This is a genomic window from Arthrobacter sp. 05N429 (assembly GCF_056397045.1).
Genome location: NZ_JBFTMQ010000003.1, coordinates 136,202 through 151,092, shown reverse-complemented (window position 1 = coordinate 151,092; position 14,891 = coordinate 136,202). Strand labels below are relative to the sequence as shown.

At 67.0% G+C, this 14,891-nt stretch carries 10 protein-coding genes; 6 read left to right on the top strand and 4 right to left on the bottom strand.

From position 1 onward, the window contains the following. Together AC1DF4_RS07655 and AC1DF4_RS07650 are read left to right on the top strand one after the other, a co-directional pair. Positions 1–3,144, top strand: a complete 3,144-nt coding sequence (locus tag AC1DF4_RS07655; RefSeq protein WP_476912318.1) for an efflux RND transporter permease subunit — start codon at positions 1–3, stop codon at positions 3,142–3,144. 37 nt (positions 3,145–3,181) lie between these two features. After that, a complete protein-coding gene (locus tag AC1DF4_RS07650) occupies positions 3,182–4,099 on the top strand; it encodes a hypothetical protein (RefSeq protein ID WP_476912317.1) in 918 nt (305 codons plus the stop codon). An 89-nt stretch (positions 4,100–4,188) separates the two neighbouring features. Here AC1DF4_RS07650 and glpK read toward each other — a convergent pair whose 3' ends face one another. The 3 genes from glpK to AC1DF4_RS07635 all read right to left on the bottom strand — a co-directional run bounded on the left by glpK (position 4,189) and on the right by AC1DF4_RS07635 (position 8,476). Continuing rightward, positions 4,189–5,703 carry a glycerol kinase GlpK gene (gene glpK, locus AC1DF4_RS07645; RefSeq protein ID WP_476912316.1) on the bottom strand — a complete coding sequence of 505 codons (1,515 nt, stop codon included), beginning with the start codon at positions 5,701–5,703 and terminating at the stop codon, positions 4,189–4,191. A 44-nt stretch (positions 5,704–5,747) separates the two neighbouring features. Then, positions 5,748–6,497: an MIP/aquaporin family protein gene (locus tag AC1DF4_RS07640; RefSeq protein WP_476912315.1), complete on the bottom strand. Its 750-nt coding sequence runs from the start codon at positions 6,495–6,497 to the stop codon at positions 5,748–5,750. Positions 6,498–6,655: 158 nt separating this feature from the next. Further along, on the bottom strand, positions 6,656–8,476 hold the full coding sequence (locus tag AC1DF4_RS07635) for a glycerol-3-phosphate dehydrogenase/oxidase (RefSeq protein WP_476912314.1): 1,821 nt from the start codon (positions 8,474–8,476) through the stop codon (positions 6,656–6,658). A 125-nt stretch (positions 8,477–8,601) separates the two neighbouring features. Here AC1DF4_RS07635 and AC1DF4_RS07630 point away from each other — a divergent pair, with 125 nt between their 5' ends. From AC1DF4_RS07630 to AC1DF4_RS07615, 4 genes are all read left to right on the top strand, one after another. Next, the gene (locus AC1DF4_RS07630) at positions 8,602–9,564 is read left to right on the top strand and encodes a sugar-binding transcriptional regulator (RefSeq protein ID WP_476912313.1); all 963 of its coding nucleotides are present in this window, start codon (positions 8,602–8,604) and stop codon (positions 9,562–9,564) included. Positions 9,565–9,641: 77 nt separating this feature from the next. Then, positions 9,642–10,520 carry an aldo/keto reductase gene (locus tag AC1DF4_RS07625; protein ID WP_476912312.1) on the top strand — a complete coding sequence of 293 codons (879 nt, stop codon included), beginning with the start codon at positions 9,642–9,644 and terminating at the stop codon, positions 10,518–10,520. Between the two features lie 10 nt (positions 10,521–10,530). Next, positions 10,531–11,460 (top strand): alpha/beta fold hydrolase, encoded by a 930-nt coding sequence (locus AC1DF4_RS07620; protein ID WP_476912311.1) that lies wholly within the window; start codon positions 10,531–10,533, stop codon positions 11,458–11,460. Then, positions 11,457–12,566, top strand: a complete 1,110-nt coding sequence (locus AC1DF4_RS07615) for a glycosyltransferase family 4 protein (protein ID WP_476912310.1) — start codon at positions 11,457–11,459, stop codon at positions 12,564–12,566. Before AC1DF4_RS07620 ends, AC1DF4_RS07615 begins: the two co-directional genes overlap by 4 nt. 115 nt (positions 12,567–12,681) lie before the next feature. Here AC1DF4_RS07615 and AC1DF4_RS07610 read toward each other — a convergent pair whose 3' ends face one another. Continuing rightward, a complete protein-coding gene (locus AC1DF4_RS07610; RefSeq protein ID WP_476912309.1) occupies positions 12,682–14,835 on the bottom strand; it encodes a primosomal protein N' in 2,154 nt (717 codons plus the stop codon). Positions 14,836–14,891 lie beyond the last annotated feature (56 nt).

The following is a 14,891-nucleotide window of genomic DNA, read 5'->3' as shown; positions in this document are numbered from 1 at the left end:
ATGCGCCGGATAGTCGCAGCCAGCCTGAAGTTCAGATCGATCATCATCGCGATGGCGGCTGCGCTGATGATCGTGGGCGGCGCGCAACTCAGCAGTGCCTCGGTGGACGTGTTCCCCGAGTTCGCGCCGCCGAAGGTCGAGGTCCAGACAGCCTGCCTGGGACTTACCGCCGCCGAGGTCGAGGAACTGGTGTCGGTCCCCATGGAGGAAGCGTTCAACGGGATCGCCGGCCTCGACCACATGAGGTCCAAATCGGTGCCCCAGCTCTCGTCGATTGTGATGGAATTCGAGAACGGCACTGATCTGCTCACTGCCCGGCAACTGGTGTCCGAGCGCATGGCGACGGTCATCCCGACCCTGCCCACCTGGGCCGCACCGCCGCTGATGCTGCAGCCCCTGTCCTCGACCAGCCGGGTCATGAAGATCGGCCTGTCCTCGGACACCCGGTCGCTCATCGAGATGTCCATGATTTCCTACTGGAACATCAGGGCCCATCTGCTGCGCGTTCCGGGGGTGGCCAATGTCGCCATCTGGGGCGAACGCCTCCAGATGCTTCAGGTGCAGGTGGATCCGGCCAGGATGGCAGCCAATAACGTCACCCTGGAAACCGTGATGAGCTCAACGTCTGATGCCCTGGATGCGGGTCTGCTGCACTACTCCCCCGGCGCCCTCATCGGAACGGGCGGTTCGATCGACACGCCCAGCCAGTCCATTGGCATCCGGCACGTCCAGGCCATCACGTCGCCGGAAGAGCTGGCGAAGGTGGCGGTGTCGGACCGTGAGGGACAGGCGCCGCTGCGGCTGTCAGACGTCGCAAACGTGGTGGAGGACCACCAGCAGCTGATCGGCGACGCGGTGATCAATGGCGGTCCCGGGCTCATGCTGATCGTGGAGAAGCTCCCCTGGGGCAACACCCTCGAAGTGACGCGCGGGGTGGAAGAGGCGCTGAAGCAACTCGAACCCGGCCTCACCGGGATTGCCGTGGACACCACGATATTCCGCCCGGCGACCTTCATCGAGGAATCCCTCGGCAACCTGGGCGTAGCCCTTCTGCTGGGCTGCCTGCTGGTCATCCTGGTGCTGAGTGTCTTCCTCTTCCAGTGGCGGACGGCGCTGGTCAGCGTCATGGCCATACCGTTGTCGCTGACGGCTGCGGCCCTGGTCCTGTATTGGACCGGGGGCACGATTAATACGATGGTGCTTGCGGGGCTGGTGATTGCCGTCGGGGTGGTGGTGGACGATGCCATTATCGACGTCGAAAACATCGTCCGGAGGCTCCGGCACCACCGTGCCAGCGGCGGCACCGAAAGCACCGCCAGGGTCGTGGTGAACGCCTCGCTCGAGGTCCGAGGCCCGATTGTCTATGCCACGTTGATCATCGTCGCCGCGACGGTGCCGATCTTCTTCCTGGACGGGTTGACCGGGGCGTTCTTCCGCCCGCTGGCCACCTCCTACACCCTCGCGGTGATGGCGTCCATGGTGGTTGCCCTCACCGTCACGCCGGCGATGGCCTACATCTTCCTCAGGAACGCCAAACTGGAAGATAGGGATCCACCCGTGGTCAGGGTGCTGAAGCGCTGGTACGGCAAATTGCTCCGGCCCATGGTCCGCCGCCCCGCCCCGGGGTATCTTGCCCTGGGCGCCCTGGGCGTCATCGGCCTTGTCCTGGCACCACTGCTGGGCCAATCCTTGCTCCCGTCCTTCAAGGAGCGTGACTTCCTGATGCACTGGCTCACGCAGCCCGGCACGTCGAATTCCGAGGAAGTCCGGGTCAGCCAGCTCGCCTGCAAGGAACTCATGACGATCAAGGGAGTCAACAACTGCGGGTCCCACATTGGCCAAGCGTTCAACGCCGATGAAGTCGTGGGTGTCTACTTCGGGGAGAACTGGATCAGCGTTGACCCCGCGGTGGACTATGACGAGACCCTGGCCGCCGTGCAGGAGGTCGTGAGTGGCTACCCCGGAATCGTGCGGGACGTCCAGACGTACCTCAAGGAGCGCATCCGCGAGGTCCTGACAGGCACCGGCTACGCCGTCGTCGTGCGCGTCTATGGCGACGACCTGGGCACCCTGAAAGCGGAGGCCGACAAGATCAAGGGCATCCTGGGCGGCATTGACGGGGCCATCGGCGCAAAGGTCGCGCTCCAGGCCAACATTCCGCAGGTCAACGTGGAAGTGAATCTGGATGCCGCAAAGCGCTACGGGCTGAAGCCCGGCGACGTGCGACGTGCGGCCGCCACCCTGGTCGCCGGAGAGGAAGTCGGCGACGTCTACCGGAATGGCAAGGCCTACGACGTCCAGGTGTGGAGCGCGCCGGAAACCCGGACCAGCGTCACCAGCATCGAGAACCTTCCGCTCGACACCCCTTCCGGGGAAAGGATCCGGATGGCTGACGTCGCCACAATTTCGGTCAAACCCACCCCCAATGTCATCGAGCGGTCGGAGGGATCCAGGCGCATCGATGTCAGTGCCAACGTCAAGGAAGGCGATCTGGCCAAGGTTGTGGAGAAGCTGAAGTCCGATATGGAGTCGGTCCAGTTCCCGGTCGGCTACGAGGCGGTTGTCCTCGGCGAATACGCCGAACGCCAGGCCGCCTCACAGCGCCTGCTGCTCTACTCGGCGGGGGCTGTCATCGTGGTCTTCCTCCTGCTCCAGGCGGCATTCCGGAGCTGGCGTCTGGCCATCCTGGCCATCCTGACGCTGCCGGTTGCATTGGTGGGCGGTGTGATTGCCGCCCACCTCAGCGGCGGCATCCTCTCGCTGGGATCCCTCGTCGGCTTCCTGACGCTGATGGGTATCGCCGCCCGCAACGGCATCCTGCTGATCAACCACTGCCAGCATCTGGAGCAGTTCGAGGGCATGACCTTCGGACCTGCCCTCGTGCTGCGCGGGGCCGCCGAGCGCTTGTCGCCGATTTTGATGACCACCCTCGCCACCGCTCTGGCCCTTGTGCCCCTGGTGGTGATGGGAAACATCCCCGGCCATGAGATTGAACATCCCATGGCGGTGGTGATTCTGGGCGGCCTTGTCACGTCGACACTGGTCAACCTGTTCATCGTCCCGTCGCTCTACCTGCGGTTCGCCAAGAAGGGACCGAAGCGTGAGCGCCGGCCCAACCAGCCCCAGCCGGCCCCGGCCGTCTAGCCGGAGCCACCACCATCCCAAGAAAGAAGCCAGTGACATGGCCTTACCAGGCAAACGTTTCACGGCCTACGGCTCCGCAATCCTGCTGGTGCTGGCCACGATGACGGTGACGACGGCGGCCACAGCCGCCGCCGCCCCGGGTCCAAAGGAACTCTGCGGCCCCGGCTCGGAGATCGACTTCGATCCCTGGGAATTCCCTGAGTCACCGCGGGTCGACAACAAGTGGTTCCCGCTAAAGCCGGGAATGCAGTTCACCACGGATGGCACAGTGACATCGCCGGAAGGGACCAGCGCGCACAAAGTGGTTCATACCATCACCGGGCTGACCAAGGTCATCGACGGTGTCAACACCGTCGTGATGTGGGACCGGGACTACTCCGACGGCGAACTGGCCGAATCCGAGCTGGCGTTTTTCGCCCAGTCGGAGGACGGCGACGTCTGGCTGTTCGGCGAGTACCCGGAGGAGTATGAAAACGGCAAATTCGTGGGTGCGCCCAGCACCTTCATCAGCGGGATCGCCACGGCACAGGCCGGAATAGCAATGCAGGGCCGTCCGCGGACCGGCACCCCCGCGTACGTCCAGGCCTATGCGCCCAAGGTCGATTTCCTTGATTGCGGCGACGTGCTCAAAACGAACCAGCACGTCTGCGTCCCGACCGGGTGCTACGGCGATGTGCTGGTGATCGACGAGTACAACCCGCTGGATCCGCCAGCCGCCGCCGGCCATCAGCGCAAGTACTATTCCGCGGGTACCGGGCTCGTGCGGGTGACCGCCGTCGGCGGTGACCAGCAGGAGACCATGGACCTGGTCAAGATCCGAAAGCTCAGCGACGCGCAGCTCCGGAATGTCAACGAACAGGCCCTGGAACTGGACAGCCGCGGCTACAAGGTCAGCAAGGATGTGTACGCCAAGACGCCCCGCGCCGTTGAGGTGACTCCCCGTCACGGGCACTGACGTCCCCGTCCTGCGGGATCGACAGGAAAAGCTCCGGTCAGTCTGGCTGACCGGAGCTTTTCCTTGCCTCCTGCGGGAACGTCGTGCGGCTACTTGACGTCGTCGTCCACCCAGTCCATGGACTTGGTGACCGCCTTCTTCCAAAGGCGCATCTGGCGCTCGCGCTCGGACTGGTCCATCGTCGGCTCCCAGCGCTTGTCCTCGGACCAGTTGGCTGAGCACTCGCCCAGGTCCTTCCAGAATCCGACAGCCAGCCCGGCGGCGTAGGCGGCCCCCAGCGCGGTCGTTTCCACGACCTTGGGCCGGATCACCGGAACGCCGAGGATGTCCGCCTGGAACTGCATCAGGGCATCGTTGGCGACCATCCCGCCGTCGACCTTCAGCTCCGTCAGCGGCACACCCGAGTCCGCGTTGACGGCGTCGAGCACCTCGCGGGTCTGGAAGGCGGTAGCCTCCAGCGCCGCGCGGGCGATGTGGTTCTTGTTCACGAAGCGGGTCAGGCCGACGATCGCGCCGCGGGCGTCGGAACGCCAGTAGGGAGCGAACAGGCCGGAGAACGCCGGAACGATGTACACGCCGCCGTTGTCCTCGACCGAGGCCGCCAGCGTCTCCACTTCGGGGGCGCTGCTGATCATGCCGAGGTTGTCACGCAGCCACTGCACCAGCGAACCGGTGACGGCGATGGAGCCTTCCAGGGCGTAGTGCGGAGCCGCGTCGCCGAGCTTGTAGCCGACCGTGGTCAGCAGCCCGTTCTTGGAGTGGACGATTTCCTCACCGGTGTTGAAGATGAGGAAGCAACCCGTGCCGTAGGTGTTCTTGGCCTCGCCCGCGTCGAACGCGGCCTGGCCGAACGTTGCCGCCTGCTGGTCGCCGAGGATGCCGGCAACAGGAACTTCACGCAGCAGCTGGGAGGTGTGGACCGTTCCATAGACCTCGGAGGAGGACTTGATGGCCGGCATCATGGAGGCCGGAACGCCGAAGGCATCCAGGATCTCCTGGTCCCAGGCGAGTGTCTCCAGGTCCATGAACATGGTCCTCGAGGCGTTGGTGACATCCGTGACGTGGACGCCGCCGTCAGTCCCGCCGGTCAGGTTCCAGAGCACCCAGCAGTCGGTGTTGCCGAACACCAGGTCCCCGGCCTCTGCCTTGGCGCGGGCGCCGTCGACGTTGTCCAGGATCCACTTGATCTTGGTGCCGGAGAAGTAAGTGGCCAGCGGCAGGCCCACCTTCTGCTTGAACCGCTCCGGACCGCCGTCCTTGGCGAGCTCGTCCACGATCGGCTGGGTCCGGGTGTCCTGCCAGACGATCGCGTTGTAGATCGCCTTGCCGGTGGTCTTGTCCCAGACGACGGCGGTTTCGCGCTGGTTGGTGATGCCGACGGCCGCGATGTCGTGGCGGGTCAGGTTCGCCTTGGACAGGGCGGAGGCGATGACCTCGCGGGTGTTGTTCCAGATCTCCGCGGGATCGTGCTCCACCCAGCCTGGCTGCGGGAAAATCTGTTCGTGCTCCATCTGGCCCGAGGAGACGATGTTGCCGCTGTGGTCGAACACGATGGCGCGGGTGCTGGTGGTGCCCTGGTCGATGGCGATTACGTACTGGCTCATGTTGACGTCCTTGTCTTTGGCTGGCAATTGAATGAGTGCGTGGGTTAGGCGGCTGCGGTGGCGATGATCGGCACCACCATGGCCACGAGGCCGGCGAGGCCGCCGCCGACCAGCGGTCCGACGACCGGGATCCAGGAGTAGCTCCAGTCGGAGGAGCCCTTGCCCTTGATGGGCAGCAGGGCGTGGGCGATGCGCGGGCCGAGGTCACGGGCCGGGTTGATGGCGTAGCCGGTGGGGCCACCGAGGGAGACGCCGATACCGACAACCAGCAGTGCCACCGCCAGCGGCCCAAGCCCCGAAGGTGTCCCGCCGAAGGTCAGGATGACGAAGACGAGGACAAAGGTGCCGATGATCTCCGTAATCAGGTTCCACGGGTTCGAGCGGATAGCCGGACCGGTGGAGAAGACTGCCAGCTGGCTGGCCGGCTCCTGCTCGAGGTCGAAGTGCTGCTTGTAGGCCAGCCACATCACCACGGCACCCAGGAACGCGCCGAGCAGTTCACCGCCGAAGTAGGTCAGTGTGGAGGCGAAGTCGACGGGGACGCCGGGCGCGTACTCCTTCTTGCCGTTCAGCAGCAGGCCGAAGGTCACGGCGGGGTTCAGGTGTGCCCCGGACATGGCGGCAACGTAGACGCCGGAGAAGACGGCGATGCCCCATCCCCAGGTGACCATCAGGAACCCGCCGTTGTTGCCCTTGGTGCCTTTGAGTGCAACGTTTGCCACAACGCCGCAACCCAGCAGGGTCAGCATTGCGGTACCGAATACTTCGGACAGGAAAACTATTCCAAGAGACATCTTTGACTCCTCTATTTTCTGTTGTCAGCCCCTCGCGAGTTTGAAGGGCTGTTGGGCCGTTGGCGTGTTGGCGCCGCCGGCCTGCCACTGCGCCTGTCCCCCAGAGGAACCACGCAGTCCTTGTGCCCGGACGTCCCCCGTCCGGGCACCGAGGTCTATCAGGAGACCAGGCTGTGGACCTGGACGCCGTGGAATCGCTTGAGCACCTCCTGAGCGTGGCTGATTTCGGAGGTCCGCGTCGCCGCGTCCCAGCCCAGCGGGCCGGCGAGGATGTCGGCGACCTCGTTCAGCAGCTCGCCGGTCACGAGTCCGCGGAAGGCGAGGGACGTGCGGCGGATCAGCACGTCGATCAGGTGCCCGATCTGCTCGTTTTGGGCCATGAACTCCAGTTCGCGCACGCTAAGTTCGCGGGTCGAGTGCAGGAGCCGGTCAGGGGCGGATTGCGGGGCCCCGTCGAGGAAGCTGATGACTTCCTCCGCACGGGTGCCATAGCGGGTCAGCAGCCCGGCCGTGCGGTCCGCGTCGCGTCCGGCGGCCATGTGCGCCTTGATCCAGCGCTGCACGCCGTCCTCGCTGTCCGGGAAGCCTGCGCCGCCGCCGATGGCGAGTTTCGCCGTCGAGACCTTCCGTTCAATGCCGAGTTCGGCGAGGACGTTGTTGCTCAGGTGTTCGGCGAGGGCCCGGAAGGTGGTCCACTTGCCGCCGACGAGGCTGAGCACGACGGCGCCCCCGCCTTGCCCCGCTCCTGCGGCTGCAGCCGCGCTGGCGCGGCGCTCGATCCGGTAGTCGCGGCTAACGAAGCCCGGCTGGGTGGCGTCGTGCCTCGGCAGCGGGCGGACTCCGGAGAAGGTGTAGACGATCTGCTCCCGGTCCACGGTGATGTCCGGGAAGACGTGGCCGATCAGGTCGAAGAAGTAGTCGATCTCCGACTCGGTGCACACGGCATCTTCAGCCATGTCGGCGTCGACGTCGGTGGTGCCCACCAGGACCCGGTCCCCCATCGGATAGATCAGCACGATCCGGCCGTCGGTGTGTTCGAAGAAGATCTCGCGGCCGTTGCAGGCGGCGAGCAGTTCCGGGTGGTCCAGCACGATGTGCGATCCCTTGGTGCCGCCCATAAAGGCCGACGCCGTGCCCATGGCCTGGTTGGTCAGATCGACCCAGGCGCCGGTGGTGTTGACGATGACGTCGGCGGTGAAGTGGAACCGTTCGCCGGTGAGCTCGTCCCGCAGTTCCACAGTGCTCCCTGTGTTCCCTGCCCCCACCCCGTCTTTTATGCCGTCTTTGACCGCGACGAGCGAGAGGTAGTTGCTGGCGCGGGCGGCACTGGCGCCGGAAGCGCCGGCCTTCTCGCCATCCTGGAGCACGTCAAGGGTCAGCCGCTCCGGGTTGTGGACGGAGGCGTCGAAATAGGTGGCGGTGTACTTGATGCCGGGGTGGAGGCGCGGCAGTTCGGCCAGGGCACGTTTGCGGCCGCGGAACTGGTGGCGGGGCACGGTGCCGCCGTCGCGGGAGAAGAAGTCGTACATGCTCAGCCCGAGTTTGATCAGGAAGGCCCCTCGTTCGGTGTGCTTGCCCTGCTTGTGGGTCAGGAAGCGCATCGGGGCGGCCAGGACCCCGGAGAACGTGCTGAAGATGGGGATGGTGGTCTGCAGCGGCTTCACGTAGTGGGGAGCGATGCGCAGCAGACGGTTGCGTTCGACCACCGACTCCTGAACCAGACGGAATTCGCCGTTTTCGAGGTACCGGATGCCGCCGTGGATCATGTGCGAGGACGCCCCGCTGGCTCCCTGGCAGTAGTCGCCGCGCTCCACGAGGGCGACGTCCACACCCTGCAGGGCCAAGTCCCGGAACGTGCCCACTCCGTTGATGCCGCCGCCGATGATCAGCACCTGGGCATGGGGCCGCGTCCGCAGCTTCTGCACCGATGCTCGCTCGCCGGCCGATGCCTGGTTGCGGGCTGAATCCTTCTGTCCCAAGAACTGCTCCTTTGGGTCTTGTTCTGTGCGGCGCGCCCGGTGGCGCGGCGCCGTTCAACACTATTCTTTGGAATAATGGAAAATGGAGTCAAGCACTATGCACAAACGTGCAGAACGGAAATGGGATGACACCCTCACGCCACTCCGACGCCCTCCGCGCGGCCCAGTTGTATTACCTGCAGGACCTGACCATGGACGCCATTGCGCGCGAGCTCCGGACGTCCCGGTCCACCGTTTCGCGGCTGCTTTCCTCGGCCCGGGAATCCGGTCTGGTGCAGATCCAGATCCGGAGCCCCCTGGACACCGGTCCGGAGCTGGCCAGCATGATCCGCGCCGAATACAAGGTCGATGTGCACGTTGTCCCGGTCGTTGACACGCTGAATGAGGCGGAAACACTGGACCGGGTGGCCATGCAGGCAGCACGCACCATCGGCCCGCTGGTCGATTCGAACGCCATCATCGGCGTCGCCTGGGGTTCCACCCTCAGCGCCGTCAGCCGTCACCTGACCCGGAAGATCACCCACGACAGCGTCATCGTCCAGCTCAACGGCGCGGGCAACATGCAAACCACTGGCATCACCTACGCCTCTGACATCATGCGGCGCTTTGGCAGCGCCTACGGGGCGCGCGTGGAACAGTTCCCGGTTCCGGCGTTCTTCGACCACGCGGCAACGAAGAAGGCCATGTGGAATGAGCGCAGTGTTCAGCGGATCCTGGAGCTGCAGGCCCGCATGAGCATCGCGATTTTCGGTGTGGGATCGGTCGACGCCGACTACCCCAGCCACGTCTACGCCGGCGGCTACCTCGACGAGGAGGACCTGACCGTCCTGGCCAGCTCCGACGTCGTCGGCGATGTGGCCACGGTGTTCTTCCGCGCCAATGGCTCCTCGGACGGCATCACCCTCAACGAACGCTCCACCGGGCCGGACCTGGCGCAGCTGCGCCAGGTACGCCGGAGGATCTGCGTGGTGTCGGGTGCCTCCAAGATCAACGGCCTCCGCGGCGCCCTCGCCGCGGGCCTGGCCACCGACCTGATCCTCGACGAGGCCAGCGCCCGCCGGCTAGTCAGCTTCGACGGCCTGGCGTGACCCGTCCTGCCTGGTCCGGCCTGCCGCGCTGGCCTGCCGTGGGGAGTAGCGCCGGCGGAGTCGGTAAAGTCGATGGTATGAAACCCTCGCCCCGGCTCAGCCTCAACAACGGCGTCCTGATCGACCAGTTGGGGTTCGGACTCTACAAGGTGCCTTCCGCGGACGCCGCCGGACTCGTGACCATGGCGCTCGAGGCAGGCTACCGCCATTTTGATACCGCCGCCATGTACGGCAACGAGACGGGCGTTGGCCGGGGCATTGGTTCGCTCTCCGGCTTCTCAACCCGCGACGACGCCCGCGGCGGTTCCGGCGAGTCCTCCCCCGCGCTCTCGCGCGAAGACCTCTTCGTCACCACCAAACTCTGGAACGACGACCAGGGGTACGACGCCACACTGCGCGCCTTCGACGAGTCCATGGCCAACCTCGGTCTGGAATACGTGGATCTGTACCTCATCCACTGGCCCTGCGCGCAGCGCGGGCTGTATCCCGAGAGCTACCGTGCGATGGAGACCCTGTACAGGGAGGGCAAGGCGCGGGCTATCGGAGTCTCGAATTTCCAGCCGGCCCACCTCCAACACCTGCTGCAGACCGCCGAGGTGGTGCCGGCCGTCAACCAGATCGAACTGCACCCCTGGCTGCAGCAGGAGGAACTGCGCACGCTGCACCGCGAGCTCGGAATCACCACGGAGGCGTGGAGTCCGCTGGGCCGCGGCCAGGTCCTGCAGGATCCGGTGGTGCTGGAGCTCGCAGCCGCGCACGGCAAGACCGCGGCCCAGGTCATCCTCCGCTGGCATGTCCAGCTCGGCCATGTCGCCATCCCGAAGGCGAGCTCCCACGCCCGGATCGGCGAGAACCTGGACGTCTTCGGCTTCAGCCTCGACGACGCCGCCATGGCAGCACTGGCCGGTCTGGAACGTGGCTTCCGCACCGGCTCCCACCCGGACTCCGTCAATTAGGACATATCGAATGGAATACGTGGACACCGAGACCTCCCCCAGCACGCCCCTGTTCAGCGCCGGGCTCGAGGCCCGCACCCATGCCGCCGGGGTGCTCCTGGACGGCACCAGAGTCGCGTACTGGACCTACGAACCGGTCCGCGTGACCCCGGAGACGCGGACCATCTTGGTCATCCACGGCTTCCGCGGCGACCACCATGGCCTGCTCCGGGTAGCCGACCAGCTCCCCGAGATGCGGCTCATCATGCCGGACCTCCCCGGCTTCGGCAGCTCCGCAGCCTTCGCGGGTGCCGAACACAGCGTCGAGAGCTATGGCCGGTTCATCTCCAACTTCATGGCGGCCCTGGGTCTGGGCACCGACACGGTCCTGCTGGGGCACTCCTTCGGCTCGATTGTCGCCAGCCACTATGTGGCGGCCCACCCCGGCACGGTTTCGGAGCTGATCCTGGTCAACCCGATCGCCGCTCCCGCCCTCGAAGGGCCCAAGGGTCTCATGACCAAACTCGCCGTCCTCTACTACGAGGCCGCCGCCCGCCTTCCCCGCCGGCTGGGACAGGGCCTGCTGCGCAGCCAGCTGATCGTGCGGGTGATGAGCGAGACGATGGCGAAAACCAAGGACAAGCAGCTGCGCCGTTTCGTGCATGCCCAGCACAGCGCGTATTTCTCCGCGTTCGCTGACCGGGAGAGTCTGCTGGAGGCGTTCAAGGCCTCCGTCGGCGGCAACGTCGCCGAAGTGGCCCGGAGCCTCACCCTTCCCGTGCTGCTGATCGCCGGGGAAAAGGACGAGATTGCGACGCTGCCTGACCAGCACACGCTGCTGGCCCTGCTGCCGGATGCGCGCCTTGACGTCATCCCGGACGTCGGCCACCTGATCCACTACGAAACCCCGGAACCCGCCGCGGGCTTCATCCGACGCTTCCTGAAGGACCACTCCGCGTGAAAATCCTCATCGATGCCCGTTTCACCCGGCTGGACCACCACGACGGCATCAGCCGCTACGGCGCCAGCCTGATCGCCGCCACGGCCAGGATCGCCGACGTCTCTATGCTGGTCAGCGATGTCCGCCAGCTGGCCATGCTGCCGGATGTGCCGTACACGCTGATCAACAGCCCGCTGTCCCCGGCGGAGTTGTTTGTCGCCGGCAAGGTCAACAAGCTCGGCGCCGACGTCGTGGTGTGTCCCATGCAGACCATGGGCAGCTGGGGCCGGAAGTACGCCCTGGTGCTCACCCTGCACGACCTGATCTACTACGAGCACCCGGCACCTCCCGGCTTCCTTCCGGCCCCGGTCCGGGTCCTCTGGCGGCTGTACCACAAGGCGTTCTGGCCGCAGCGGCTACTGCTGAACCGGGCCGACGTCGTCGCGACCATCAGCTCCACCACCGCCGCACTCATTTCGAAGTACCGGCTCACCCGGCGTCCCGTCAGGATCGTGGGCAACGCCCCGCAGCACGGCCACACGCCGCGGGACCCCGGCGCGGGAGCGGACAAGACGCTGCTCTACATGGGTTCGTTCATGCCGTACAAAAACGTTGAGACCATGATCCGGGGCATGGCGGAACTCCCGGACATGAGCCTGCACCTGCTCAGCCGGATCACCCCCGAGCGCCGGGCGGAACTCGAGGCCCTCGCGCCGGCGGGCGCGGACATCGTCTTCCACAACGGCGTGACCGACGCCGAGTATGAGGCTCTGCTGGAACGCACCACGGCCCTGATCAGCCTGTCCAAGGCGGAGGGCTACGGCCTGCCCCTCGTGGAAGCCATGTCCCACGGGACCCCCGTGATCGCCAGCGACATTCCGATCTTCCGCGAGGTGGGCGGCGACGCCGTCAGTTACGTCCACCCGGATTCACCGGCCGAGTTCGCCGCTGCGGTCCGGAACCTCGAGGAACCGGACTTGTGGAAGACCCGTTCCCGCCGCTCGGTGGAGCGCGCCGCCGACTTCAGCTGGGACGAGTCGGCCCGCAGGCTGCTCGAGACCGCCGAAGAGGCAATGGCACTGCGCGCCCGCCGGTCCGGGCTTCCGAAGGCAGCGCCCCGTAAGTAGCCGGCCGGCCGGATTAATCCGCGGCCGACTGGCCGGTACGCTGCGGGGCCGCCGTTGGGTATCGGCGAACCCGCACTGAACCGGCGACCCCGGAGCTGTCCGCGGCAGGGAAGACCTAGAGCACGTCCACGCCGTCGAGCCGGAGCTGCACCGGATCGTCGGTGCGTTTGGCGGCCGCGGCAACCTTGACCGCCCGCAGCGCCTTGGTGACCTGAGGGGCCTGGCCGTACGGGATGAAGAGCAGCGTCCGGACGTCCTCGCCGGCAGCCGGCACTCCTCCCTGGCTCGGAGCACCGGCCAGCACGAGGGGCGCCGGGCCGGCGGTCCGCAGCAGGATGCCCTGCGCGCCCAGCTGCTGCTCAACGGCCTGGCTGAAGTGCCCGACGGCGGTCCGGCCGCCGGTGATGGAGGCAACCCGGACAGCCGGGGGCAGCTGGAGTTCCCGGCGCAGGGACAGTTCCCGCTGGGCGTAACCAGCGGGGTCCCAGCGCAGCAGGGCGCCGACTCCGGAGGCGTCGTCGGCGGTGATGACCACCAGGCCGCCATCGCCCGCCGGGCGGACCAGGGCGGCGGCGTTGAACCAGCGGCGGACGGCGTCCTCCCCCGCCCGCAGGTTTTCGCGGCGCAGCAGCGAATCGCCGTCGAGCAGCAGTGCCGCCGCATAACCGCCGGCCGCGACCGGCTCCGCACCGACCGTGGCCACCACCAGGGCCTTCGAATCCGGAACCATGGCCAACACCCGGTCCCCAGACGAGGTGATGACCGGCTTCCCCGGGAAGGCGCGGCCCAGCTCCTCAGCAGTGCGCAGGGCACCCGTGGCGCCCCGCCGGAGCCGGACCCCGTTGCACGTACCGCAGCGCCAGGCCGGCGCCGGCGTCGAGCACCAGCGGCACTGCGGCACGGCCGAGCTTCCGCTGGCCCCGGCGATGGCCAGCGGCCCGCTGCAGGCGGTGCAACGCGCCGGTTCGCGGCAGTTTTCGCACGCAAGCGACGGCGCATAGCCCGCCCGCGCCACCTGGACCAGAACCGGGCCGCGTTCCAGCCCTTCCTTGGCCGCGCGCCAGGCGGCGCCCGGCAGCCGGGCGATCCTGGCCAGCGGATCATGTTCGAGTTCGTAACTGTCGGCGGTGTTCAGCACCCGCGGAACGGTCCGGCGGACGACGGCGCGGTCCGCCTCCACCGGCCACGCCCAGCCGGCCTCGACGAGGCGCTGCGTTTCGGTACTCCGGGTGTGCCCGGCGAGAAGGCAGGCAGCGCCCTCCTGCTCGGCCCGCAGCAGCAGGACTTCGCGGGAGTGGGCGTAGGGTGAGCGCTGCTCGATGTGCAGATCGTCGCCGTCGTCCCAGCAGACCACCAGACCAAGGTTGTGGACCGGCGCGTAGGCCGCGGAGCGGGTGCCGACAGCCACCCCGGCGGCACCGCTGAGGATCCGCAGGAAGCTGCGGTAGCGCGGGGTCTGGCCGTCGTCCGCGGTGAGCCGGGCAACGTCCCCTGCCGGCAACAGCTGCAGGAGTGCGGCTTCCACCCGGTCCAGGTCCCGGTAGTCGGGGACAACGACGACGGCGCCGCGGCCGGACAGGCGCACGGCCGCCACGGCCTCGGCAATCATTCGCGGCCAGCCGCCGGGACCGAAGCCCTGGAGCGCGCTGAGCACGGCCCGCGGCGACTCCCCTGCGTTGAGGTGCTGCAGGAACGCCCGGCCGTTGCGGTACGAGGCCCAGCTGGACGTTTCCAGACCCGCAGGAATCGCGGTTCCGGCCCCGGCTTCGGTCCCCTCGGCTGCGAAGAGGGACGGATCCAGGACGCCGTCAGGGGCGAGGTCTTTCTCCAGCTTCGCCATCCGCGGCGGCACGGCCACGCGCAGCACATCGCTGACGCTGCCGGCGTAGCGCGCAGCGACTCGTCCGGCGAGTTCGGCGATGGGGGCCGTCAGCACCGGAACGGGAGAGACAACTTTGTGCAGCGGGACGAGGGGGTGGCCGGCGTCGGATTCCGGCACGCGGTCAATCAGGTACCCGGCCAGTTCCTGGCCGTTGAACTTCACCTTGACGCGGACCCCGGGCTGCGCCGCAGTGTCGAGCCCGGCCGGCACGCTGTAGTCGAACGGCCGGTCGAGGTGTGGGAGGGAGGATTCCAGCCGCACCTGTGCGACCGGAAGCCGGGCGGCCAGGGCGGGGCCTGAGAATGCCGCCGCGGAAGCTGGAAAACCTTGCAGCAGCGAGAGCTGGAGGGGCTCGTCCGACGCTGCGGCACCATGGGTCGGGCTCATCGCGCAGGTCCTCCCTTCAACAGCAGTCCGTGCCGGCCTAAGGCGGTGCCGGCTCA

Bases quoted from the DNA above. Each gene is read 5' to 3' on its own strand.
- AC1DF4_RS07655 (WP_476912318.1), top strand. From the start codon at position 1: ATGCGCCGGATAGTCGCAGCCAGCCTGAAGTTCAGATCGATCATCATC.
- AC1DF4_RS07650 (WP_476912317.1), top strand. From the start codon at position 3,182: ATGGCCTTACCAGGCAAACGTTTCACGGCCTACGGCTCCGCAATCCTG.
- glpK (WP_476912316.1), bottom strand. From the start codon at position 5,703: ATGAGCCAGTACGTAATCGCCATCGACCAGGGCACCACCAGCACCCGC.
- AC1DF4_RS07640 (WP_476912315.1), bottom strand. From the start codon at position 6,497: ATGTCTCTTGGAATAGTTTTCCTGTCCGAAGTATTCGGTACCGCAATG.
- AC1DF4_RS07630 (WP_476912313.1), top strand. From the start codon at position 8,602: ATGACACCCTCACGCCACTCCGACGCCCTCCGCGCGGCCCAGTTGTAT.
- AC1DF4_RS07625 (WP_476912312.1), top strand. From the start codon at position 9,642: ATGAAACCCTCGCCCCGGCTCAGCCTCAACAACGGCGTCCTGATCGAC.
- AC1DF4_RS07620 (WP_476912311.1), top strand. From the start codon at position 10,531: ATGGAATACGTGGACACCGAGACCTCCCCCAGCACGCCCCTGTTCAGC.
- AC1DF4_RS07610 (WP_476912309.1), bottom strand. From the start codon at position 14,835: ATGAGCCCGACCCATGGTGCCGCAGCGTCGGACGAGCCCCTCCAGCTC.